General features: G+C 64.1%; 24 protein-coding genes. 6 read left to right on the top strand and 18 right to left on the bottom strand.

Annotated features, from left to right (window positions below; translation table 11 throughout):
- Positions 1-156: 156 nt before the first annotated feature.
- Genes DVU_RS04885 through DVU_RS04900 form a run of 4 tightly spaced genes read left to right on the top strand, consistent with a single transcriptional unit; the run spans position 157 to position 4,360 of the window.
- On the top strand, positions 157-942 hold the full coding sequence (locus DVU_RS04885; protein ID WP_010938333.1) for a hypothetical protein: 786 nt from the start codon (positions 157-159) through the stop codon (positions 940-942).
- Positions 939-2,006, top strand: coding sequence for a glucokinase (locus tag DVU_RS04890; protein ID WP_014524305.1), 1,068 nt, complete (start codon positions 939-941; stop codon positions 2,004-2,006). Before DVU_RS04885 ends, DVU_RS04890 begins: the two co-directional genes overlap by 4 nt.
- Before the next feature lie 20 nt (positions 2,007-2,026).
- On the top strand, positions 2,027-2,887 hold the full coding sequence (locus DVU_RS04895; RefSeq protein ID WP_223295145.1) for a TVP38/TMEM64 family protein: 861 nt from the start codon (positions 2,027-2,029) through the stop codon (positions 2,885-2,887).
- A 30-nt stretch (positions 2,888-2,917) separates the two neighbouring features.
- Entirely contained in the window at positions 2,918-4,360 is a 1,443-nt protein-coding gene (locus tag DVU_RS04900; protein ID WP_010938336.1) for a dihydrolipoyl dehydrogenase family protein, read from the top strand.
- A 102-nt stretch (positions 4,361-4,462) separates the two neighbouring features.
- On the opposite strand, the gene hisA is transcribed toward DVU_RS04900, so the two are convergent.
- The 15 genes from hisA to DVU_RS04975 all read right to left on the bottom strand — a co-directional run bounded on the left by hisA (position 4,463) and on the right by DVU_RS04975 (position 17,764).
- Positions 4,463-5,212, bottom strand: a complete 750-nt coding sequence (hisA, locus tag DVU_RS04905) for a 1-(5-phosphoribosyl)-5-[(5-phosphoribosylamino)methylideneamino]imidazole-4-carboxamide isomerase (RefSeq protein ID WP_010938337.1) — start codon at positions 5,210-5,212, stop codon at positions 4,463-4,465.
- Complete coding sequence (locus tag DVU_RS04910; protein ID WP_010938338.1) at positions 5,209-5,850, bottom strand: lipoprotein; 642 nt, start codon at positions 5,848-5,850, stop codon at positions 5,209-5,211. Before DVU_RS04910 ends, hisA begins: the two co-directional genes overlap by 4 nt.
- On the bottom strand, positions 5,850-6,458 hold the full coding sequence (hisB, locus tag DVU_RS04915) for an imidazoleglycerol-phosphate dehydratase HisB (RefSeq protein WP_010938339.1): 609 nt from the start codon (positions 6,456-6,458) through the stop codon (positions 5,850-5,852). The genes DVU_RS04910 and hisB overlap by 1 nt, the downstream gene beginning before the upstream one ends.
- A gap of 16 nt (positions 6,459-6,474) precedes the next feature.
- A complete protein-coding gene (tatC, locus tag DVU_RS04920) occupies positions 6,475-7,248 on the bottom strand; it encodes a twin-arginine translocase subunit TatC (protein ID WP_010938340.1) in 774 nt (257 codons plus the stop codon).
- Between the two features lie 457 nt (positions 7,249-7,705).
- Positions 7,706-8,074: a Sec-independent protein translocase protein TatB gene (gene tatB, locus DVU_RS04925; protein WP_010938341.1), complete on the bottom strand. Its 369-nt coding sequence runs from the start codon at positions 8,072-8,074 to the stop codon at positions 7,706-7,708.
- A 36-nt stretch (positions 8,075-8,110) separates the two neighbouring features.
- A complete protein-coding gene (gene guaA, locus DVU_RS04930) occupies positions 8,111-9,658 on the bottom strand; it encodes a glutamine-hydrolyzing GMP synthase (protein WP_010938342.1) in 1,548 nt (515 codons plus the stop codon).
- Positions 9,659-9,695: 37 nt separating this feature from the next.
- The gene (gene guaB, locus DVU_RS04935; RefSeq protein ID WP_010938343.1) at positions 9,696-11,153 is read right to left on the bottom strand and encodes an IMP dehydrogenase; all 1,458 of its coding nucleotides are present in this window, start codon (positions 11,151-11,153) and stop codon (positions 9,696-9,698) included.
- A 259-nt stretch (positions 11,154-11,412) separates the two neighbouring features.
- Positions 11,413-12,009 (bottom strand): tetratricopeptide repeat protein, encoded by a 597-nt coding sequence (locus tag DVU_RS04940; protein ID WP_010938344.1) that lies wholly within the window; start codon positions 12,007-12,009, stop codon positions 11,413-11,415.
- Positions 12,002-12,139: a CcmD family protein gene (locus DVU_RS04945; protein WP_010938345.1), complete on the bottom strand. Its 138-nt coding sequence runs from the start codon at positions 12,137-12,139 to the stop codon at positions 12,002-12,004. Before DVU_RS04945 ends, DVU_RS04940 begins: the two co-directional genes overlap by 8 nt.
- Before the next feature lie 9 nt (positions 12,140-12,148).
- Complete coding sequence (locus DVU_RS04950) at positions 12,149-12,823, bottom strand: cytochrome c biogenesis protein (protein ID WP_010938346.1); 675 nt, start codon at positions 12,821-12,823, stop codon at positions 12,149-12,151.
- 51 nt (positions 12,824-12,874) lie between these two features.
- Entirely contained in the window at positions 12,875-13,552 is a 678-nt protein-coding gene (locus tag DVU_RS04955; RefSeq protein WP_010938347.1) for a heme exporter protein CcmB, read from the bottom strand.
- Positions 13,546-14,196, bottom strand: a complete 651-nt coding sequence (locus tag DVU_RS04960; RefSeq protein ID WP_010938348.1) for an ABC transporter ATP-binding protein — start codon at positions 14,194-14,196, stop codon at positions 13,546-13,548. Before DVU_RS04960 ends, DVU_RS04955 begins: the two co-directional genes overlap by 7 nt.
- Positions 14,196-16,091, bottom strand: coding sequence for a heme lyase CcmF/NrfE family subunit (locus DVU_RS04965; protein ID WP_010938349.1), 1,896 nt, complete (start codon positions 16,089-16,091; stop codon positions 14,196-14,198). The genes DVU_RS04960 and DVU_RS04965 overlap by 1 nt, the downstream gene beginning before the upstream one ends.
- A gap of 87 nt (positions 16,092-16,178) precedes the next feature.
- Positions 16,179-16,592, bottom strand: a complete 414-nt coding sequence (locus DVU_RS04970) for a cytochrome c maturation protein CcmE (RefSeq protein WP_010938350.1) — start codon at positions 16,590-16,592, stop codon at positions 16,179-16,181.
- A gap of 137 nt (positions 16,593-16,729) precedes the next feature.
- The gene (locus tag DVU_RS04975) at positions 16,730-17,764 is read right to left on the bottom strand and encodes a hemolysin family protein (protein WP_011792562.1); all 1,035 of its coding nucleotides are present in this window, start codon (positions 17,762-17,764) and stop codon (positions 16,730-16,732) included.
- Between the two features lie 195 nt (positions 17,765-17,959).
- Between DVU_RS04975 and DVU_RS04980 the strand changes: the two genes are divergently transcribed.
- Positions 17,960-18,598: a D-glycero-alpha-D-manno-heptose-1,7-bisphosphate 7-phosphatase gene (locus DVU_RS04980; protein WP_010938353.1), complete on the top strand. Its 639-nt coding sequence runs from the start codon at positions 17,960-17,962 to the stop codon at positions 18,596-18,598.
- Positions 18,599-18,834: 236 nt separating this feature from the next.
- Positions 18,835-19,869, top strand: a complete 1,035-nt coding sequence (locus DVU_RS04985) for a glycosyltransferase family 9 protein (protein ID WP_010938354.1) — start codon at positions 18,835-18,837, stop codon at positions 19,867-19,869.
- Between the two features lie 494 nt (positions 19,870-20,363).
- Here DVU_RS04985 and DVU_RS04990 read toward each other — a convergent pair whose 3' ends face one another.
- Genes DVU_RS04990 through cbiM form a run of 3 tightly spaced genes read right to left on the bottom strand, consistent with a single transcriptional unit; the run spans position 20,364 to position 22,569 of the window.
- Entirely contained in the window at positions 20,364-21,185 is an 822-nt protein-coding gene (locus DVU_RS04990; RefSeq protein WP_010938355.1) for an energy-coupling factor ABC transporter ATP-binding protein, read from the bottom strand.
- On the bottom strand, positions 21,182-21,952 hold the full coding sequence (gene cbiQ, locus DVU_RS04995) for a cobalt ECF transporter T component CbiQ (protein ID WP_010938356.1): 771 nt from the start codon (positions 21,950-21,952) through the stop codon (positions 21,182-21,184). The genes DVU_RS04990 and cbiQ overlap by 4 nt, the downstream gene beginning before the upstream one ends.
- Before the next feature lie 2 nt (positions 21,953-21,954).
- On the bottom strand, positions 21,955-22,569 hold the full coding sequence (gene cbiM / locus DVU_RS05000; protein ID WP_010938357.1) for a cobalt transporter CbiM: 615 nt from the start codon (positions 22,567-22,569) through the stop codon (positions 21,955-21,957).
- Positions 22,570-22,695: the final 126 nt, after the last annotated feature.

Raw genomic sequence — 22,695 nt, forward strand, 5'->3', positions numbered from 1 at the left:
GGCAGGTTTACAGTTGATTATGGCAGGTGGGAGTTACCATCGCAAGCGGCTTCGGACAAGTCGCGCCTTGCGTTGGCGCTGTGCTGCGGCTAGTCTTGGCGGCATACCCGCAAGCCGTCCACATGTCGGTCAGATGCGGGCTTCAGGAGGTGGGCGTTGGTACACACACGGGACGAGATGGTCGATGCCCTTGATGAAGAAGTGCTCAGCGAGATGGCATGCAGTTTCTTCGGTGCGCGCTGTTCCATAGATGACGAGGTTGAACTCTTCGAGGCCCGTGCCGCCGACCTCGAACTCGCGGGACAGCGGGTGACGAGCCTGTTGGCCTTGCTGAACGAGGCCTTCATCGAGCCGCATCATGCACAACGGTTCTGGGCTGCCATCAACGTGCCTGAATCGTTCGTCGCATTGGCGTCGGGGCAGAGGGTCTCGCATTACCATGCCGTACCATGGGCTCTGACCTTGTGCCGCAGGTACGTGAAATTCCTCGAACGGTTGTACGCATCGCTGGTGCTCGCGGTGGAACGTTACCGCAGTGGTACGGACTATCAGCGCACTGACGGGATGGGCCGGAGTCGGCTTGTGGGGTGGGATGGCTACCAGAAATGGGCTGAAGAACTCAACGCCCGCATCGATGCCGTCAACGCCAACCAGTCGCCTTCTGCGGTGCTTGGCTTTGCCCGTGGCCTTGATATGAGCGGGGCCGAAAAGGCACGGGTGGTGGGGGCGGCCATCAACGGATACAGTGACGCCATTGATGACAATCTGAACCTCCACCATGTGGACGGCAGTGCGGCTGGCCTCGGCCCGGTGCAACCCCTGCCGTCTCCCGATGCCGTGAGAAGTGTCATCCGTAGCGAGGGCCGTGCCATCTGCGCCGCCGAAAGGCGCCGTGTCATGGCGTTGCTGGACAGGCTTTCACGACTTGCGGAGGTGTCATGATGCATCGTGACACGGTGACAAGCTTTCCCTTTGTCGCGACCGGCATGGAGAAGGGCTGCCGTATCCTTGCCGCAGACATCGGCGGGACACGCAGCCGCTTTGCCTACTTCGACTATGCCGGAGGGGAGCTTGGCATGGGCGATGTCGTCCGCATCCCCACGGCGGAGGCTACCGGGTTCGACGACCTGCTTGGCAGGGTGCGCGCAGCCGCGCCCGGTGCATGGGCGCGACTGACGCGACAGACTGACACCGGGAATGATGCTCCGGATACGCCCGATGCAAGCGTCACCGCCTTCGCCGCCTTTGCCGTGGCAGGGCCTGTCGAGGAGGGGGCGCGTTGTCTGCCTCCCAACATCGGTTGGCATATCGACCTCGCCACCACGCGTGGTTTGCCGTGTGCAGCGTCGCTGCTCAACGATTTCGAGGCGCAGGGATGGGCCTGTCTGCTGCCCGGGGCGCAACAGTGCCTTCAGCTACTGCCCGGAAAGCCGGACGCGACGGCACCTGTGGCTGTCGTCGGGGCAGGCACGGGGCTTGGCAAATGCCTTCTGCTTCCGGGCACGCCGCACAGGGTGCTGCCCTCGGAGGGAGGGCACGCCACGTTCGCCTTCGAGGGGCGTGCCGAGGCCGAATACGCCGCCTTTGCTGCCGACCGCCTTGGCGTGGGACGACTGATTGGCGATGACGTGCTTTCCGGGCCCGGGCTGTCTCTGTTGTACGCCTATCATCACGGCGAGACGCTACCCCCGCACGAGGTGGCGGCACGTCTCACCGGAAGTGACGTCGTCGTCGAGTGGTTCGCGCGTTTCTACGGGCGCACCTGCCGTGACTGGGCGTTGCATACCCTTGCCAGAGGCGGTGTGCGCATCGCGGGGGGAGTGGCGGCTGCCAACCCCATGCTGGTGCAGCATGGGGCCTTCGCCGAGGCGTTCTTCGATTGCCCCACGCACACGCACCTCTTGCGCACCATCCCCGTCTCACTGGTCACCAATGCCGACGCCGGCCTATGGGGGGCGGCCATCTTTGCCCTGCTTCATGCCGGGACAAGGAGAACGCCACGATGACATCAGGGGATTCTGGCGACATGAAGCATGGAGCACGCGAGGCGGTTACCGTCGGCCCCGGCGGCAGTGCGGGTGAAACGGATGTGGATACTCCCGTCCGGGGACAGGCCACAGAGGAGCGTATCGTCTTGCCCTGGGGGACGGGACAGACCGGCGACGAGGCTGTGTCGCCTTCCGCAGCTTCAGGGGGGCGCGGCAGAACGTTCGTGCGTGTCGCCCTGTTGGGACTGGTCGGCGTGGCACTGGCGGGTTTCTGGTTCGCGGGGGGGAGTGACCTGTTGACTCTCGAACGCCTGCGGGCCTCACACGACACGCTGGTCTCCATCTATAGGGAGTCTCCGGTTGCCAGCGTGCTTGTCTTCTCCCTCGTCTATGTGGCGGCTACGGCCTTGTCCTTTCCGGGGGCGGCGGTGCTCACGCTTGGCGGGGCCTCGGTCTTCGGCTTCTGGGTGTCGCTGGTCGCCGTCTCTTTCGCCAGCACCGTCGGGGCGACCCTCGCCTTCATGGGGGCCCGCTACGTGTTCCGTGATTGGGTGGCCCGTCGTTTCATGGAACCCATGCGACGGGTCGACGAAGGTGTGCGCAAGGACGGGCTCTTCTATCTGTTCTCGTTGCGCCTCGTGCCTGTGGTGCCGTTCTTTCTGGTCAATCTGCTCATGGGGCTGACCCGCATGCCCACGCGCACCTACTACTGGGTGTCGCAGGTGGGCATGTTGCCCGGCACGGCCGTGTACGTCTACGCCGGGCAGGAGTTGGGGCGCATCAGGACGACGGCGGACATCTTCTCGCCCGGACTCGTCGCGGCCTTTGTGCTGCTTGCCGTCTTTCCGTGGATGACCCGCAGTGCACTCGCATGGTATCGTGCTCGACGGATGGACTGACCCGTCAACCTCCAGCCTGCCGGAGATGCCATGGACTACGACGCCGACCTGTTGGTCATCGGGGGCGGGGCCGCAGGGTTGACTGTGGCCGCCGGTGCGGCCCGGCTGGGTGCCCGTGTGGTTCTGGCCGACAGGGGGCCGACCCTTGGCGGAGACTGCCTTCATCATGGCTGTGTGCCCAGCAAGACGCTCATCGCCTCGGCAAGGGCACGGAGGACCATGCGTGATGCCCCACGTTTCGGGTTGCCGGAGGTGGCACTCCCCCCCGTGGACTTCAAGGCCGTAGCCGCGCATATCGCGGGGGTGCAGTCTGTCATCCAGAAGCACGATTCTGTCGAGCGCTTCAGCGGGTTGGGGGTCGAGGTGCGCTTCGGCGATGCGGTGTTCGTCGATGAGCATACCGTGGCGGTGGAAGGACGACGCATTTCGGCGAGGCGCATCGTGGTGGCAACGGGGTCGTCTCCGCAAATCCCCGCCTTCCCCGGTCTCGCAGATACCCCCTATCTGACCAATCGTGACATCTTCACGCTTGAGACGCTGCCCGCATCCCTGATTGTGCTGGGGGGCGGCCCCATCGCTGTCGAGATGGCACAGGCCTTCGCGCGTCTGGGCTCACGGGTGGTGCTCGTCCAGCGGGGGGGGCACATCCTTTCGCGTGAGGATGCCGATATGGCGGCGGTCGTCCATGAGGCCCTAGAACAGGATGGCGTGCGCATCATGACAGGGGCGACGGTCGAGGTTGCCCGTCGTCAGGACGCCGGTGTTGTCGTGACCGTGCGGGTGGGCGATGAGCATGTCGACGTTCACGGAGAGCGTCTTCTTGTCGCGCTCGGTCGTACGCCGAATGTCGAAGGACTGCACCTTGGCAATGCCGGTGTGGTCTTCTCTGAACGTGGCGTGCCGGTGGACGCCCGGATGAGGACGTCGCAGTCGCATATCCTTGCGGCGGGCGATGTCACGGGGGCGTGGCAGTTCACCCATGCAGCCGGGTACGAGGGGTCGGTCGTGGTCGCCAATGCCGTGTTGCGTCTGCCGCGAAAGGCGAAGTACGACCGGATGCCGTGGTGCACGTTCACCGACCCGGAGTTGGCCTCTGTGGGGCTCAATGAGCGCGAAGCGCATCGGCAGGGCATCGGCGTGGACGTGCATACCGAATCGTTCTCCAGTAATGACAGGGCGCTGGCAGAAGGAACGGCCTGCGGGCTTTTGAAGCTGGTACTCGCACGCGGGACGCAGCGGGTGCTTGGTGTCCAGATTGCGGGACCGCACGCAGGCGAACTCATCAACGGCTGGTGCATGGCGCTTGGCGGCGGGGTAAGGTTGACCACCCTCGCCGGAGGGGTCATGCCCTATCCCACGCTGGGCGAGATTTCACGCCGTGTGGCGGGGAACATCGTCTCCGAGGCGTTGTTTTCGGACAAGGTGCGCAATGTGCTCTGTACTCTTTTCCGCTACCGCGGCAAGGGCTGCTGACGTCTTCTGTCCGACTGGCGCAGAAACAGGAAGCCCCCCGGCATCGGCGATGCGGGGGGCTTTGCATTTGTCAGTGGCGTGGGCGCAACTGCCTCTACGAGGTCAGCATGCTTCCGCCTTCTCCTGCTGGCGTATCCAGTCCATGGCGGTACGCAGGTCGAGGGTCCCTTCGTAGATGGCACGTCCGGAGACGGCCCCCTGAAGGTTGGTGGTGCGTGACAGCGGGTAGAGTGCCTTCACGTCTTCAAGCGTGGCGACGCCCCCGGCTGCGATGACGGGCACCGTGCTAGCCTTGGCAAGATGTTCGAGCGCAGGCAGGTTCACACCGGTCTGCATCCCGTCACGGTCTATGTCGGTGTAGATGATGAAGGCCGTGCCCGCCTCAAGCAGTCTGGGCAGCACCTCGTCCACGGTGAGACCGGAGTCGGCGACCCACCCCTTTGTCTTCAGCTTGCCGCCCTCGGCATCCAGCGAAACGCCGATGCGACCGGGGAATTCCGCGCAGAGTGCGGCATAGGCATCAGGTTCTTCAAGGGCGATGGTGCCGATGATGAGGCGTTCGACCCCGGCTTCGAGGTAGGCTTTGGCGGTGGCTGCGTCACGGATGCCCCCGCCAAGCTGGACAGGTATGTCCAGCGCGTCGCAGATGCTGCGTATCAGGGGGGCATTGACCGGCTGGCCACTGAATGCGCCATCGAGGTCGACGACATGAAGCCAGCGCCCGCCCTGTTCCTGCCAGTGCCTTGCAGTGGCTACGGGGTCGGATGAGAAGACCGTCTCGTCGTCGGCCCTGCCACGGCGCAGCCGGACGCATACGCCGTTCATGAGGTCGATGGCGGGAAAGACGATCACAGACCGAACTCCTTGATGGCCTTGCGCATCCCCTCGCGGGAGAGGTCGAGTGCCGTAAGCCACTTGCCCCCACGCATGAGGAACTTGGGCATGTCGAGCATGTTCTCGGCAAGTCCGGTCTGGCGTTCGTCGAAGCGCGAACGGGCCACGAGGCTGCCTTCCCTGATGTCGATGAGGTAGAAATCGAGCACCACGCTGGCGGGTGTGACGACCCCGGCGTCTCCGCCATCGCGTTCGACGAGGTCGATGACCTGCGGTACGACCAGCAGGTCGACCCCGGCGGTGCGGCCCACTTCGACCCAGTAGGCGAGGGCCTGCCCCTGACCGGGCTTGTGGGTGGACGTGTCGATGTCCTGTGCGCCCTGCTGTACGAACGTGTAGGTGCGTTTGGTCTGTGTCTGCAATTCTTCGGCGAAGGTCTTGCTGAGGTCGAACATCTTCTCGGGGCCCACCATGTGCTGCCCTTCGGGGATGTACCCGGCCATGAGGTCGACGGTGGTCGTGGGCTGGGTGAAACCGGTCACGCCGATTTTAAGCTGCGGCAGCGGCGCTGGGCCGCGCTGTTCCTTCTGACAGCCTGCGAACAGAAGAGCCGCGAATACCAGTACGATGAGCGGGAGGCGCATGGCGGTACGCATCAGTCGAGGCTTCCTTTGGTGCTGAGCACCGTCTGGCGGTCACGGCGGACGGCCTGCCGCAAGGCGAGGCCGAGGCCTTTGCTGGCCGATTCCAGCAGGTGGTGTCCATTCTTGCCATAGAGATAGGAGACATGGAGGTTCATGCGTGCGGCAGAGGCGAACGCCTTGTGGAATTCGCGCCACAGGTCCTTCTCCTCTCCGGCGATGACGGGCGGCAGGTACTCGTCGCCCCGCCATTCAAGCCAGGGACGCCCGGATATGTCGAGCGTGACCTCTGCCAGCGCCTCGTCCATGGGCACACGGGCGAAACCGACGCGGGCGATGCCCTTGCGGTCGTCCAATGCCGTGGCGAGTGCCTGCCCGAGGCACAGGGCGACATCCTCTGCGGTATGGTGTGCGTCGATGTGCATGTCGCCCTTGCAGGTGAGGTCGAGGTCGAACCCTGCCCAGAAGGCCGTGAGCGTGAGCATGTGGTCGAGCATCCCGAAGCCGGTGGTCACGCGGACATTACCTTCGCCCTCGATGGTGAGGGTCAGGGCGATGGTCGTCTCGTTGGTGACCCGCTCGACGGATGCCTTTCGTGCGACAGTTTGCATACCGTTGCCCATGGGCGTTCTCCGCTGTCTAGTGGCCCTGTTCAGGGCGTTCGTCCGGGGTGGCTTCGTCAGCGTCGCCATCTTCCTCTTCGTCGGTCTTCTCCTTGCGACCCACGGCGGCGGCGATGAAGATGCTTATCTCATACAGCACCAGCATCGGGCACGCCATGAGCATCTGCGAGAAGACGTCGGGGGGCGTCAGTATGGCGGCCACGATGAATATGCCCAGTATGGCGTATTTCCTTCCGCGGCGCATCATCCCGGCGGTGAGAATGCCGAGTTTGGCGAGGAAGAAGGTGAATAGCGGCATCTCGAAGATGATGCCGAAGGCCAGAAGCATCTTCAGCGCGAAGCCCAGATATTCGCTGAGTGAGGGCATGGGCAGGATGCGGTCTGTCGCAAAACCCATGAAGAACTCGAACGCGTAGGGAAAGACCTGAAAGTAGCAGAACGCCGCGCCGCCGATGAAGAACGAGGCGGAGAACAGCGCGATGGGGATGGCGTTCTTCTTCTCCTCTTCGTAGAGGCCGGGAGATATGAACGCCCATATCTGATAGAAGATGAAAGGGCTCGCCACGAATGTGGCTGCCACGAGACCCACCTGCATGTACACGAAGAAGGCTTCGGGCAGGGCTGTGAAGATGAGCTTGCTGTCGGGCGGCATGGCCTTGACCAGCGGCTGCATCAGCAGGTCGAAGAGTTTTTCGGCGAATGAGTAGCAGCCCGCAAAGGCGAGACCCACGGCGATGAGGCAGCGCACGAGGCGCACACGCAACTCGCCCAGATGGTCGAGAAGGGTCATGCCCGGTGTCTCGTCTTCGGGCGTATCCTCGTCTTCGGTCGACGTCGCCGCAAGGGCCTCAGCCAGCGTCCGCGGGGCCGGAGGCGACGCAGGCTCCTCTTCGGGGGCGCTGTCGGATGTGGTGTCGGTGGGGCCGTCAGCCCCTTCGGGAGTATCGGCGGAAATTTCGTCGGAAGTGTTCACTGTCGCCGCGGTGTCGGGACGTGCCCCGTCGGCCTCGCCAGGAGGGGGGGATGCCGGGGCGTCCGTTTCGGGGGCAGTGTCACCGGATGCCTCGATGCCGTCGGTCGGGCTGCCGGTGGCATCGTCCCTGACAGGTTCCTGTGCAGAGGCCTCCGTCCCTTCGTTCGCCGGTACGGTCGAGGGGGAGGCCACCTCGGTGGCTCCCCTTCGCGGTCTTCTCTCTTGTCTGCCGCCTCGTCCACTGTGGCCGAGGGGTGCTTTGCATCCCCTGCGGTCATGCAGCGTCCTTTCCGGCGGCGGTCTTCGTTTCGGTTCTGGTGGCCTGTGCGTCGATGACGACGTCAGGCTTGGCACCATCGGCGGTATCGGACTTGGGGGCAGCCTCGGCGCTGGACTTGGCCGCGGGCTTCTCGGCCTTGGCCTCTTCCGAGAAGAACTCCTTCTCGGCTTCCTTCTTGCGGCGCTGGTGGTCTTCGAGGTCGACCTCAGCATTCAGCGTGCGCTGGAAGTCGGTGGACACGCGACGGAATTCGCCGAGTGCCTTGCCGAGGGTGCGCGCCATCTGGGGCAGGCTCTTGGGGCCCAGCACGATGAGGGCCACGACGAGTATGACGAGAAGCTCGGTGCTGCCGATGCCGAACATGCCTTGATACCGCCTTTGGTTACGGGTGCTGCGGGATTACTCCCATTCTATGGTGCTCGGGGGCTTGGACGAGATGTCGTAGACCACCCGGTTCACGCCCTTGACTTCGTTGATTATCCGGCTGGAGATACGCTCAAGCAGTTCGGAAGGCAAGCGTGCCCAGTCGGCGGTCATGGCATCGACGCTGTCGACGATGCGCAGGGCGATGACGTGTTCGTAAGTACGCCCGTCACCCATGACGCCCACGGTCTTGAGCGGCAGCAGCACGGCGAAGCCCTGCCACACCTTGCGGTACCAGCCGGAGGACATGAGTTCCTGCTGCACGACCTTGTCGGCACGGCGGAGGATGTCGAGCCTCTCTTCGGTTATCTCGCCGATGACCCGGATGGCAAGCCCCGGGCCGGGGAAGGGGTGACGCCAGATGATGAAGTCGGGCAGGCCCAGTTCGGCGGCGACCTTGCGGACCTCGTCCTTGAAGAGTTCGCGCAGCGGTTCGATGAGCTTCAGGTTCATCTTCTCGGGCAGACCACCCACGTTGTGATGGCTCTTGATGACCGCAGAGGGACCCTTGTGCGACACCGATTCGATGACGTCGGGGTACAGCGTGCCCTGCGCGAGGAAGTCGACATGTCCGAGGGCCTTGGCCTCTTCGTCGAACACCTCGATGAAGGTGTAGCCGATGATCTTGCGCTTCTGTTCGGGGTCGTCGACGCCATGCAGCTTGGAGAGGAAACGCTCCTGTGCCTGCACGTACTTGAGGTTGAGGTCGAAATGCTCGCGCAGGTAGTCGACCACTTCCTGTCCCTCGTTGAGGCGCAGCACGCCGTTGTCAACGAAGATGCAGTGCAGTTGCTTGCCTATGGCCTTGTGCAGCAGCACGGCGACCACGGTGGAGTCGATGCCGCCGGAGAGGGCGCAGACGACATGCCTGTCACCCACGACTTCGGCCATCTCCTTCACGGCGCGTTCGACGAACGACGACATGGTCCAGTCGGCCTTCAGCTTGGCCACGTGGAAGAGGAAGTTGTTGATGATGCGGGCCCCGTCCTCGGAGTGGTGCACTTCGGGATGAAACTGGACGGCGTAGATGCGCCGGGCCTCGTCGGCCATGGCGGCCACTTCGAGGGTGGCGGTACGGCCCACGACCTTGAAGCCGGGGGGCGGCGTCTTCACCTTGTCGCCATGGGACATCCACACGCGCGAGGTGGTGCCGAGGTCGAGACCGTCCCACAGGGGGCAGGGGGCGGTGAGGGTGAGGTCGGCAGGCCCGTATTCGCGGGTCTCGGAGGTGGCAAGCTCGCCGCCGAGGTCCTGCCCCAGAAGCTGCATGCCGTAGCAGATGCCGAGCACCGGCACGCCAAGGTCGAGCAGCCCCTTCTCGAGGGCGGGTGCGTCCTTCTCGCCGACGCTGGCAGGGCCGCCGGAAAGGATGATGGCGGCGGGCTTCATGGCCCGTACCTGCTCGGCGGTGACGATGCAGGGGTGTATCTCGGAGTAGACACCGGCTTCGCGTACGCGCCGTGCGATGAGCTGCGTAACCTGCGAGCCGTAGTCGATGATGATGACCTTGGTCTGTGCGTCCATGCTGTAACCTCGGGCGGCGTGCCGCCGTTGTGGTACGTTAGTTCTCGACCCGGTAGTTGGGCGCTTCCTTCGTGATGATGACGTCGTGCACGTGGCTTTCACGGAGACCCGCTGCGGATATCTCCACGAAGCGCGACTTCTCGCGCAGTTCTTCCATGTTGGCGGCACCGACGTAACCCATGCCGGCGCGCAGGCCGCCGATGAGCTGGTAGAGGCTGTCGGCGACGGGGCCCTTGACCGGCACACGCCCGACGATGCCTTCGGGGACGAGCTTCTTGCTCTTCTCCTGGAAGTAGCGGTCGCTGCTGCCGTCCTTCATGGCGTCGATGGAACCCATGCCGCGGTAGATCTTGTAGGTACGGCCCTGATAGAGGATGGTCTCGCCCGGGCTTTCGTCGGTGCCTGCGAAGAGGCTGCCGATCATGACGGTATGGGCACCCACGCAGAGGGCCTTGACCACGTCGCCGGAGAACTTGATGCCGCCGTCGGCGATGAGGCAGCGGTCCATCTCGTTGGCGGCCTTCACGGCTTCCATGATGGCCGTCACCTGCGGCACGCCCACACCGGCGACGATGCGCGTGGTGCAGATGGAACCGGGGCCGATGCCGACCTTCACCGCGTCGGCGCCAGCCTTGAGGATGGCCTTGGCCCCTTCGTAGGTGGCCACGTTACCGGCGATGAGCTGGCACTGCGGGAATGAGGTCTTGACCATCTCGATGGCGCGCAGGACGTTGCGCGAATGGCCGTGCGCCGAGTCGAGCACGAGCACGTCGACACCGGCGGCGATGAGTTCGCTGGCGCGCTCTTCGCAGTCACGGCCGATGCCGATGGCGGCACCCACGCGCAGGCGACCGTTCTCGTCCTTGCATGCGTTGGGGTACTTCACCACCTTGTCGATGTCCTTCATGGTGATGAGGCCCTGCAGGCGGTTGTTGCCGTCGACGACCAGCAGCTTCTCGATGCGGTGCTGATGCAGGTGATGCTTGGCTTCTTCGAGGGTGGTGCCCACCGGGACGGTGACAAGGTTCTTGCTGGTCATCACTTCGCTGACGCAGGTGGTTTCGAGGTCTTTCACGAAACGTACGTCGCGGTTGGTGAGAATGCCCACAAGCTTGTCGTTCTCGACCACAGGCAGACCCGAGACACGGTACTCGGCCATCACTTCCAGTGCCTGCCGCACGGTGAGACCGGGGGCGATGGTCACGGGGTCGATGATCATGCCGCTTTCGGACTTCTTGACCTTCTCGACCTCAAGACGCTGGCGGTGGATGGGGACGTTCTTGTGGATGACGCCGATACCGCCGTTGCGGGCCATGGAAATGGCCATCCCCGATTCGGTGACGGTGTCCATGGCTGCGCTCAGCAGGGGGATGTTCAGGCGGATGGATGGCGTCAGCCAAGTGGCCACGTCCACCTGGTCGGGGGTCACCTCGGAATAGCCGGGTTGCAGCAAAACGTCGTCGAAGGTCAACGCCTTGCACACGATCTTGGACATATCGGTCTCCAGGGTGTTTGTTGTCGCGGGCCGCGGCCCATGTCCCTGCATGAGGGCTGGAAAAGCCATTCTTTGACAATTTTGTCAAAGAATAATCAACTATTTTATGTCTACACGTGTCGTCTGTCAATACTGTTCAGCCGCACAGGCGTGGGGCACTTCGGGCCCATGCGACGGATGATACTACGGAAAAGTGATTGCATAAACTACGGGCAGCGTTTTGCCGCTGCCCGTAGTGCTGTCTTGGTCAGTCTGGTTGTCAGTTGCCGGTGGCCTTGGCGAGTTCCTCGCCCGCGCGCTTGCGGAGTTCCTCAGGGGCGTCCTTGGCTGCGACGACGGCCTTGAGGTGTTGCAGGGCCTTGGGCTTGTCGTTGAGGTAGTGCAGGTACAGCAGCCCGAGGTTGTAGCGTGCGGCGGGTTCGTCGTTGATGGCGAGCAGCCGTTCGAAGGTCTCTGCCGCCGGGGCGAACTGTTCGCGGTGGTACTGCGCTATGCCGAGCAGATACAGCGGACGCCCCTCTGTGGGGGCGGCGATGACCGCCCGTTGCAGGAAGGCCTCTGCGCGTGCCCAGTCCTCATGACCCAGGAAGTGCTCGCCAAGGAAGACAAGGGCTTCAAGGTCGTTGGGGTTCTGCTGCAGCCGCTGCATCATGGGGCCGAGTACTTCGGCCTCTGAGGGGCCCTGCGTGGCGGCCGGGGGCTGCTGCCTGCCTTCCACGACGAGACCGGGGTGGTTGAGGCGGTACAGGAACGAACCGCCGAGCATGACGAGAAGCGAAAGCCCCATGACTGCGAGAATGGCCTTGCGGGGGCCGTCGGGCATGGCGGCGGGAGGTGCGTTGCGGGTATCAGTCATCGTTGAGCATCTCCATCTGGCGCAGGCGCCTTTCGAGAGTCTTCTGGGCGCGGGCGAGCATGAACACATACGCGCCTATGCCGAGCCATACGGCCGCGTTGGCGTAGAGAAGCCAGTCGGTGCTTTGCATGGTGGACTCCTAGAGTGCCTCGCGCGTGGCAAGGGTGTCGAGCCTGTCTGTCTGGCGGGTCTGCATGTAGCGCACTCCGGTGAGTGCTGCCCACATGAGGCCGAAGACGGCGACGCAGACGACGGCGGTGAGTTTCATTTCCGGTTCGAGGCCGCCATCGCGCGAGGCGAAGACGGCGGGGTGTATCGAGCGCCACAGACGCGCCGAGAGAAAGACCAGCGGCACGTCGACGAAGGCGGCAATACCCACGACGGCGGAGACCGTGGCCTGCCTGTCGCGGGAGAGGTTCATGGAACGCAGGACGAGGTATCCGGCGTAGACGAACCACATGACGAGCGTGGTGGTGAGACGCGGGTCCCATGTCCACCATACGCCCCATGAATGTCGTCCCCAGATGGAACCCGTGACCAGCGCAAGTCCGCTGCACAGCACGCCCACCTCGGCGGCGGCACCGGCGAGGCTGTCCCAGCGCCTGTCGCGCGTACGCAGAAAGGCGATGCTGGCGATGAACACCGTGAAGAAGCTCACGAACGACCACCATGCCAGCGGCAGGTGGGTGTAGAAGATCTTCTGCACGAGGCCCATCATGGATTCGACGGGGGCGTACACGTAGATCAGGTATTGGCACACGGCCAACCCCGCACCGGCGGCGAGGGCTAGGGGAGCGAGCCAGTTGTTGCGCATGGTGTCGCGTCCTGCGGTCGTGGACGACCGGTCTTCGCGGCAGGGCCGCGGTTAGTCTTCGCCCCCGTAGAGGAAGCCGAAGAGGACGATGCCCGTGCCGAGGAAGAGCGCATCGAATGCGCCGATGATGCCAAGCCACTGCGCGCAGCCTTCGACCATCTCCTCCGAGAATGCCCCGGCACCCACGCGGATGCCTGCAAGCAGCACGGGCACGAGCAGCGGGAAGAGGACGATGCTGAGCAGCGACTCGCGCGCGGCCTGCCCCTGAGAAAGGGCCCCGAGCAGCGAACCGAGGGCTACGATGCCCACGTCGGCGAGCAGCACGGTCAGCAATCCCACATCCCACAGTGACGACAGTTTCTGCCCCAAGAACACCACCGTGGCAGGCAGGAACACAAGCTGCGCCGCCAGAAGCAGTAGCAGCCCCGAAAGCGCCTTGCCAAGCCACACGGACTGCACCGGCACAGGGGCCAGCAACAGGCCGTAGCGGGTGCCGTTGGCCTCTTCGATGCTGTAGAGCGTGTTGTAGATGAGCACCTGACAGAACGCCGAAGCCAGCCAGAAGATGGCGGCGGCGCCCTGCGGCGTCATGGTCTCGCCGACCTGCTGCGACAGGCTGAACACGAAGATGAGCAGCAAGCCAAGCAACAGTGCCTGAACAAGGCCCGTACCCCGTGCCAGCACGAGGCGCAGGTCTTTCATGGCGATGGCGGATGCGGCCTTCAGCATACGGCCACCTCCGGCGTATAGTCGGCGGCGGGGCCGTCGTAGGACACGCGGCGGTCGCCAATGGCGACCACCCTGTCGGCACGGACGATGTCGGAGGCCACGGAATGGCTTATCCACACCAGCCCGGCGCCGCCCTTGCGGGCCGCGTCTATCTCACGGTGCAGGATGCCGAGGGACCGGACGTCAAGCCCGGTCCCCGGTTCATCGAGCAGAATCAGTTTCGGTTCGAGCAGCAGAAGCCGCGCAAGGTTCAGGCGCTGGGCCATACCCCGCGAGAAGCCGCCCGCCCGTTCGTGTGCGAAACGCTTGAGTTCCATGCGGTCGAGCGCGTTCAGCAGCCGTCCTTCGTCAGCGGAGAGGTCGTGCAGCGAACTCCAGAACGCGAGGTTCTCCAGCGCGGTCAGGTCGGGATAAATGAAGGTCTGGTGGCCGAGATAGCCCAGCTTCTCGTCAGGGACGGAACGTTCCACGGTGCCCGCGCTCGGGCGCGACAATCCGGCCATGATCTTAAGCAGGGTCGACTTGCCCGCACCGTTGGCACCGGCAAGCAGCGTCACCGTACCCTGTTCGACGGTGAGGCTCACGTCCTTGATGATCAGCCGGGTGCCGTAGAACTTGGCGACCCTTTCAAGCCTGAGCAGCATCACGCCTCCGCTGTCTTCCGGCGACGCATCCCGATGAAGGGGAACAGGCACATGATGATGCTGCCTATCCAGACCCAGTTGATCAGCGGGGTGACGTTGAGGTGCAGGGTGGCCTTGCCTTCGCGGTCGACGCCAAGCAGTACGGCATAGAATTCGTTGCCGAGACCCGGAATGGTCGACGCCTCGGCGAACGCCTGCTTGCCGAACTTGGAGTAGATGCGGCGTTGCGGCTGGGCCATGCCCACATCGGAGCCGTTCTTCTTCACGTCGAGTTCGGCCTCGATGAAGATGTAGCCGGGGCCTTCGCCCTCGTACAACGCCTTGAAGGTCACGTCGTATCCGGCCACCTGCACGGTGTCGCCCTGCTGCATGATGACCTCATGCTCGGTCTTGTACGGGCCGGAGAAGGCCACGCCAAGGGCGGTGAGCGCAAGGCCGATGTGGACGCCGTAGGCGGCCAGAGACTGCGGCGAGCGCCTCAGGTGCGGTTCGGTCGCCAGCAGCATGACAATGCCGCCAAGGGCCGCGATGGCACCGGCTGCACCGAGGACTGCGGTGGGGATGGTGTAGCCAGCGGCCCATATGCCGCCAGCGGCCCCGACGAAGAGACCCAGTGCCGTGACGGCACCCACCTTGTTGCGCAGGCCGCCCTTCCAGCCAAGCCAAGGGCATATGGCGAGCATGACGACCAGCACGGCGAAGAGCGGGAGGCACACACGGTTGTAGAACGCCGGTTCCAGCCCCACGGGCTTGTCGACCCAGAACTTGCTGAACACGGGCCACATGGTGGCGACGAGGATGATGGCACCGAGGGCAAGCAGCACCCACGCGACCATCACGAGAAAGCCCTCGCGGCTTTCGACACCCGAAAGGGGCTTGGCATCCGGGTGTTTCCACAGGATGGAGCCACCGAGGGCGACCGCGGTGAAGACGATGATGAAGATGAGCAGGGGAGTGCCCACGCCGCCGTCGCCGAAGGCGTGCAGCGATTCGACCACGCCGCTTCTGACCAGATAGGTCGCGAAGAAGGCGGAGATGGTCGTCAGGGCCATCAGGAAGGTGTTCACACGGTGCAGCTTGTTGCGTCGGGCCTCGATGACGGCCGTATGCAGGTACGCGGAGGCGATGAGCCACGGGATGAGCGATGCGTTCTCGACCGGGTCCCATGCCCAGTAGCCGCCCCAGCCGAGTTCCATGTAGGCCCACCAGCCGCCAAGCACGATGCCGGCGGTGAGGAAGAGCCACGCAACAAGGGTGAAGGGACGTGCATGGTCCGCCCATGCGCCTTCGGAGAGACGCATGCCGCTCAGCGACTGTGCCAGCGCAAGACAGCCGGGAATGGCGAAGCCGCCGTAGCCGAGGAAGAGCAGCGGCGGGTGGAAGATCATGCCGGGGTTCTGCAGCAGCGGGTTCAGGCCGTTGCCGTCCGCCGGGGCGGGGTCGACCACGGTGAAGGGGTTGCTCCAGCAGGTGAGAACCAGCAGGAAGAAGCCCATCATGGCGAGAAAGAGCAACCAGAACCACATGCGGGTCGGTTCGCTCACACGCCGATAGACGGGGGAGAAGAGGAAGAACACACCGAACAGCGCGACCGACCAGCCCCAGAAGAGCATGGACCCGGCCTGCCCAGCCCAGAATGCGGTGAGACGGTAGAACAGGGGCAATGCCCTGTCGGTGTAGCTGGCGACGTACACCAGCGAGAAGTCGAAGTTCGCAAGGGCATGAAGAAGCACGGCTGATGCCACCGACATGAACGCGGTGAGCATGAGGTGCCCCTTCTCCATCCACGGCAGCGCCGTGGTTCTGCCCTGCCATATCTGTATGGCCGCCGTGCCCGCAAAGAAGAGCGCGAACAGCAGCGAGGCTACGAGAAGCAGGTAGGCGGAAAGGTGCATAGAGTCTCCGGCCGTTGCGCGAACGGCATCAACGCGGATGGCCCAAGGCCACGCGCAGCGGACAGCCCATGGGGGGCGGCGTCCGCCTTATCCGCGGTTTTCCTTCTGGTATTTCGAGGGACACTTGGTCATGAGGGTGCGTGCCTTGAAGGTGTCTTCACCGGGGGCGAGACCGCCTTCGATGATGACCTCGACACCGGGTTTGAAGGTGTCGGGCACAGCCCCTTTGTAAAGGACCCACACGGTCTTGGAGGTGTTGTCCTTGTCTTCGAGGCGAAACCGCACACCCGGTGCGCCGTCGAGCATGGTCAGCCCGTCGGCGGCAACGGTGCCGAAAAGCCTCACGGTGTGCAGCTTGTCTTGGGGAGTGGCAAGGGCTTCGGACACATTCAGGAAGTAGACGCTGTTCTGCGTGAAGCCCGAGAAGAGCAGATACCCTATGCCGCCGAGGAAGAGTGCCAGGGCGACAAGGTAGAGGCTCTTGCTGTTCTTTTGCGCCATGCGATGATCCTTGGGAATGTTGAACGTGCATCTATGGCGACCCGGCGACGTGTGGCGTGCCGGGGTTCAAGCGGACGGGATGACCCGGAGTGCACATCTGATACGGGTTTTGTGACGTTCTTGCAAGAGGATAATGGTTACTGATTAGCTTTGATGGCGGCGTCACGCCGTTCGCGTGCAAGTTCACGCAGGTCGGTCACACGGTCTGACTCGTCGACGATCTCACGTCCGAGTATCTCCTCAAGGACGTCTTCGAGCGACACGACACCGGCAAGACCGCCGTATTCGTCGAGAACGACGAAGAGATGCACCCGTGCGTCGAGAAACTGGAAGAGCACCCTGTCCAGCGTCTGCGATTCGAGTGCGTAATGCACGGGCTGCATGATGTCGGCAAGGCGTGTTCCCTCCCGGTCGGCAGCCACCTCCTGCAACACCCGGCGGCGCATGACGATGCCCACGATGTCCTCGTTGCCTTCGCCGAAGACGGGTATGCGGCTGTAATGCCAGAAGTCGGGCTTTTCGTAGGCCTCTTCCACGGTGAGGTCGGCAGGCAGCGAGAACACCACGGTGCGCGGGGTCATGATGTCGTGCACATGCTTGCGGTCGAGAGAGAGGATGTTGCGTATGGACATCTCCTCATGCGGCTGGATACCGCCAGCCTGACGCGAGAGGCTCACGATGGCGCGGATGTCGTCCTCTGTAGCATGGGGGCCCGATGAGGCGGGCATGATGGCACGCGTCACCCATCCGCCCAGCCAGATGACCGGCATGAGCAGGATGACCAGAAAGCGCAGGGGGTACGCGATGACGGAAGCCAGAGGACGGGCGTACGCCACGCCGAGGGTCTTGGGCAGGATTTCCGAGACCACGAGGATGAGGACGGTGAACCCCGCGGCGAAGGCGGGCATCTGGTCGGGTGACAGGACCTCGGCCGCGTAGGAACCGGCGATGGCGGCACCGGCGGTGTTGGCGATGGTGTTCAGCGTGAGGACGGCTGTGATGGGCTGTTCGATGCGCGAGCGCATGGCGAACAGCAGTTTTCCGACGGGGCTGCCCGATTTGCGCAACTGCTCTATGTGACTCCAGGGGACGGAGTACAGGATGGCCTCGGTGATGGAACACGAGGCCGAGACCACGACCGAAAGGGTGACGGCCACGACGAGTGCTAGCATGATGTGAAATACCGATGCGGCCGGAGGCACGCAGGGACAGACGTATTGCCGAGAAGCATGGCATGAATCGTAAGCGCTGGAAGGCCCGAAGGCAATGCCCGGCGTGAAGAAACAGGTGAAATCGCGTGGCTTGCAAAGTCTTCTGCCTCATGCCACAAGGTGCCGCAACCATCATCATATAGTGCGAGGAAAGCCATGGCATTGCGAAATCTGCTGCTGGACAGGGACGGCACGGTCATCGAAGACCGCCATTACCTGTCCGACCCGGAGGGTGTGACCCTGCTGCCCGGAGTCGGCCCTGCCCTCGGTCGTCTTTCGCGGGCAGGTCTCCGGCTGTTCCTCGTCACCAACCAGTCGGGAATCGGCCGGGGATACTTCACTGTCCCGGACTATGAGGCGTGTCAGGCCCGACTCGCAGCCTTGCTCGCCCCATACGGGGTGACGTTCGTGGATGTGGCCTGCTGCCCCCATGCCCCCGATGAGGAATGCTCGTGCCGCAAACCGGGTACGGGCATGTGGGATGTGCTGCAGAACCGCCACGGCCTTGTCGCAGGAGAGACGGCGATGGTGGGGGATAAACTGGATGATGTGCTCTTTGCGCGTAACGCCGGACTCGCCGCAGCCATACTCGTGCTCACGGGCAAGGGGGCGAGGGCGGCAGGGAGTATCGGCCTTTCCGTGCCTGCCGGGGGCACGTGCCTTGATGTGGCCCCCTCCGGGGGCGATGCCTCTGGACGGCCCGATGTGGTGGCGTGCGACCTCGTTGCCGCGGCCGACTGGCTTCTGGCCGTCAGTGCCCGGCGTAGTGCGCCGTCTCTGGAGGAACTTTGCTGATGTCCGCAGGTGATCTTTTGCGCAGAGGGGACACCCCGCGTGGACTATGGCCATCGGATACCATGTCTGCCGGATTGTCCATGACGGCCATAGAGGGGACATGCCCCTCTCCATCCGCCTGCCTGCAAGCGGGAGTCCTTGCCTCGCAGCCTATGGATGAAAGGGCGACGCCGCCCTCGCATACGTCAGGAAAACGCGCTGTGAACTGTCAGTCCGGTCCCGTCAGGGGGGAAGCCGTGCGCCGTATCGGCGTCTGGAACACCGCCTTTCTGGGCGACGCGGTGCTGACCTTGCCTCTGCTGCATACCCTGCATCGCCGCTTTCCGGATGCGGAAATCCATTTCTGGGTGCGCAAGGGGGTGGGGGCCTTGTTCACCGCCGTGCCATGCCTCGCTGCTGTCCATGAATTCGACAAGCGCGGCACACAGGGCGGTGGTGGTGCCGTGTTCGGACTAGGCCGGGCGCTGGCGCGTCAGGGCTTCGACATCTGGGTGAACGCTCACACCAGCCTGCGAAGCGGTCTTGTGGCGCGGGCCACAGGGGCACCTGTGCGTATCGGCTACGACAGGCCGTGGTACAATCGCCTGTTGCATACGCACGTGGTAGACCGCAGGTTCGACGAACTGGACGAGATAGAACGGCTGTTGCAACTGGTCGGCCCTCTTGCCATCGAAGACCGGGAGACATGGCCTGAACTCGTTCTGCCAGCCGATGCCCGTGAACGGGCAGAAGCCTACTGGCAGCGGTATGTGCGGGGCCCTGTCCTTGGAATGCACCCCGGTTCGGTATGGGCCACCAAACGCTGGACGGCGGCGCACTTCGCCGAGGTCGCCCGTCGTGCCGCCGCAGAAGGGGTGCAGGTGATGCTCTTCGCCGGGCCCGGTGAAGAGACGGTGGCACGGTCCGTGGTCGCGATGGCGGGGCTGGAGGGTTCTCCGGCGTTGCTCGACATGGCGGGAGCCCTGTCGCTTGTCGACCTTGCGGCATGGCTTGGCAGACTCGACTGTTATCTCAGCAACGACTCAGGCCCCATGCACATCGCGTGGGCGCAGCGTACGCCCGTGACCGCTGTCTTCGGTCCCACCGTGCGCCGACTGGGCTTCTATCCGCGCGGCGAGGGCACGACAGTATTCGAAGTCGACCTCGACTGCCGCCCGTGCGGGTTGCACGGGCCGCAGCAGTGCCCTCTGGGCCATCATCGCTGCATGACCGACGTCACTCCCGACATGGTGTGGCCCGACATCCGGCGCAAGCTCTTCGGTCAGTCCTAGTCTGTATGGCCTTGGGATGGTGATGCCAGCCTGCGGGCGTCGAGCGACGCCCCTCTGGCGGTCGTGCCCCGGCATTTGAGCCGGGACATGCGTCGTTCATGGCAGACTCGAGAAGGGCCTGACAGCCCCCGGCAGCCCCTGAAGCCATGGCCGCGTGGCGGCTGCTGTGCGTCATCGTGCGGGGATATGCCGTCGGCTGCCACTCTTCCGGCTTCCCCCGGAGGCGAACCTCTTCCGGCTCCATGTCTCGCGGGGTGTGCCTTGCGCGGCTGCATGGTCGGCGACCCCGTTGTCGGTACGAAGCGCATCCACTGTCGGCGTACCGTCTTTATCGCTCGTGCCGAAGCCAGTGCCCCCCCGACTACCTGCCTGTACACCTGCCTCGGTTCCCCTGCTGGTACGCAATGCCGCAGTCGTCCTTTCGGATGCCGTGAGGCCGTTGCGCCACCTGTAATCGGGACGTCAACGTACTTCGGCGGTCTGGCGGCTGCGGGCTATTCGGTCGTCTGGCTGGTATGGGGGTGGTCGTCATCATGCCCGGCGTGATGATGGCTGCCGTCATGCTGATGGCAACATCCGCGCGACGGATGCTCGTGTGCGACCTCCCCACCGTGGTGGATGTGGGTGTGCACGTGAGGGGTGTGCCTTGATGTGCACACGATACCGTCGTCGACGGTGAGAAAGGTCGTGCAGGTGCGGGCGAGGAAGTCCCAGTCGTGCGAGATGATGATGTGCGTTGCACTCATCCTGTTAAGGACGTCGATGAGGCGTTGGCGGGTGGCAGGGTCGAGGTCGTTGGTGGGTTCGTCGAGAAGCAGCGCCGTGGGCTGCATGGACAGCACCGACGCCAGTGCCACCATCTTCTTCTCTCCGCCGGAGAGTCGATGCGTCACCCGTGCACCGAACCCCTCAAGCCCGAGTCCTTGTAGTGTCTGCGTGGCACGTTCGCGCGCCTGTTCCGGAGACAGCCCCAGATTGAGCGGCCCGAAGGCCACATCTTCAAGCACGGTGGGGCAGAACAACTGGTCGTCGGCATTCTGGAAGAGGAATCCGATGTCGCGGCGCAACGCGGCAAGCGACGCCTCGTCGTGCGCCACGGCGTTCCTGTGGTGTACCGTGCCCGACTCGGGCCGTAGCAATCCCATGGCGATATGCAGCAGCGTGGTCTTGCCGCTGCCGTTGTGCCCCAGAAGGCCAAGCCTGTCGCCCTGCGCGAGGTGCAGGGTGGCACCTCGCAGCACAGGTGCGGTCGTGCCGGGATAGGTGAAGTGGATGTCGTCGAGAGAGAGAAGGGGATTCCCGGTCGTGTCGGTCATGCTGGCGTCCCGTGGCGGAGGATGATGTCGGTGACGAGTACGGCGATGGTGAAGGCGATGAAGGCGCAGGCCCACATCCTGTCACCGGGGGCCGTGCTGAAATCATAGAGCCGATGGAACGTGCCCGCGAAACCGCGCAACCGCATGGCCTGTTGTACCCGTTGCGCCCTGTCCCAGCTGCGGACGAGCACCATGCCTGCGAGGTTGGCATAGGTGGCGTAGGTCCTCATGTCCGTTCGTGCCACGAAGCCCCGCACCCGTGCTGCCGTGAGCAGCCGACGGTATTCCTGTTCGATGACATGCAGGTAGCGCCATGTGAAGAGCAATAGGAGCGACAGTTTGCGGGGGGCACCTATGGCCGCGAGCGCGTGCCCCGTCTCGGTGATGCCGGATGTGGCGGCAAGCCCTATGAGTGCGAGCACGATGGCGTTGGACTTCAGGGTCACCAGCGCGGCCTCGCGAAGGCCCTCGGCGGTGGCATGCAGCGGCCCGAGGCTCCATACCGTTTCGCCGGGGGTGGCAAAGGGCAGGAAGAGCCAGAGAAAGAGGATGAACAGATTGATGACGACCAGTCTTCGCACGAGGCGGGGGAGGGGCAGTTGCGCCGCCACGACGGGTACGAGGGCGAGGGCGAAGGCGCAGAGGGCCATGGGCAGCGAACGCACCGGCGCGACGAGCATGGCGAAGGCGAAGGCGCTGACCACCTTCGCCCGCGGGTCGGCCCGGTGCAGGTAGCTTGTGCCCTCGCTGAAGGGTTCGTCGAGCATCGCTAGCGGGTCGCCTGTGCCGAGAAGTCGAGCACTTCGGGACGAACCTTGTAGAGGAACCCGATGACAAGGGCGGTGATGCAGCCCTCGACGACCATGACGGGAAGATGGGCGATGAGCAGCGACTGCGCCGCCGGGATGAAGCCCTCACCGGCAAGACCGAGGGACAGGGCGGTGAGCGATGCGGAAAGGAGCACGGAGAGGAAGCCGCAGGCGAAGGCCGCACCCGTGCGCGGCGTGGAGGTGCCCGTGAGCGCCTTGCGGAAGAGATAGTGGCAGATGACAGGCGGCAGGGCCATGTTGAAGGTGTTCACGCCAAGCACCAGCAGACCGCCGAACTGGAAGAGCAGGGCCTGAAGCAGCAGGGCCACGAGAATGGCGGGGAAGGCTGCCCAGCCGAGAATCACGCCGATGAGCCCGTTGAGGACGAGATGGGCGCTCACAGGGCCGACAGGCACATGGATGAGAGAGGCGACGAAAAAGGCGGCGGCGAGCAGTGCCACGGTCATCACCCTGTCCCAGTCGATGCGCCGCAACCCCAGGGCCGTGCCGGCTGCGGTAAGTGCTGCCCCGCCCAGCAGGACGGAGGCGGGAAGAACCCCTTCGGAGATGTGCATGTCGTAGGCTCCTCAGGCTTAAGGCGTCACACTTGCGTGACAAGGTGCGTCAGCGGTGTCATCCGGGGTAGCAGATGGCACAGGGAGCGTCAACGTGTTACGAATTATTGGTTGATAACACAGTAT

This window comes from Nitratidesulfovibrio vulgaris str. Hildenborough, assembly GCF_000195755.1.
GTDB lineage: Bacteria > Desulfobacterota > Desulfovibrionia > Desulfovibrionales > Desulfovibrionaceae > Nitratidesulfovibrio > Nitratidesulfovibrio vulgaris.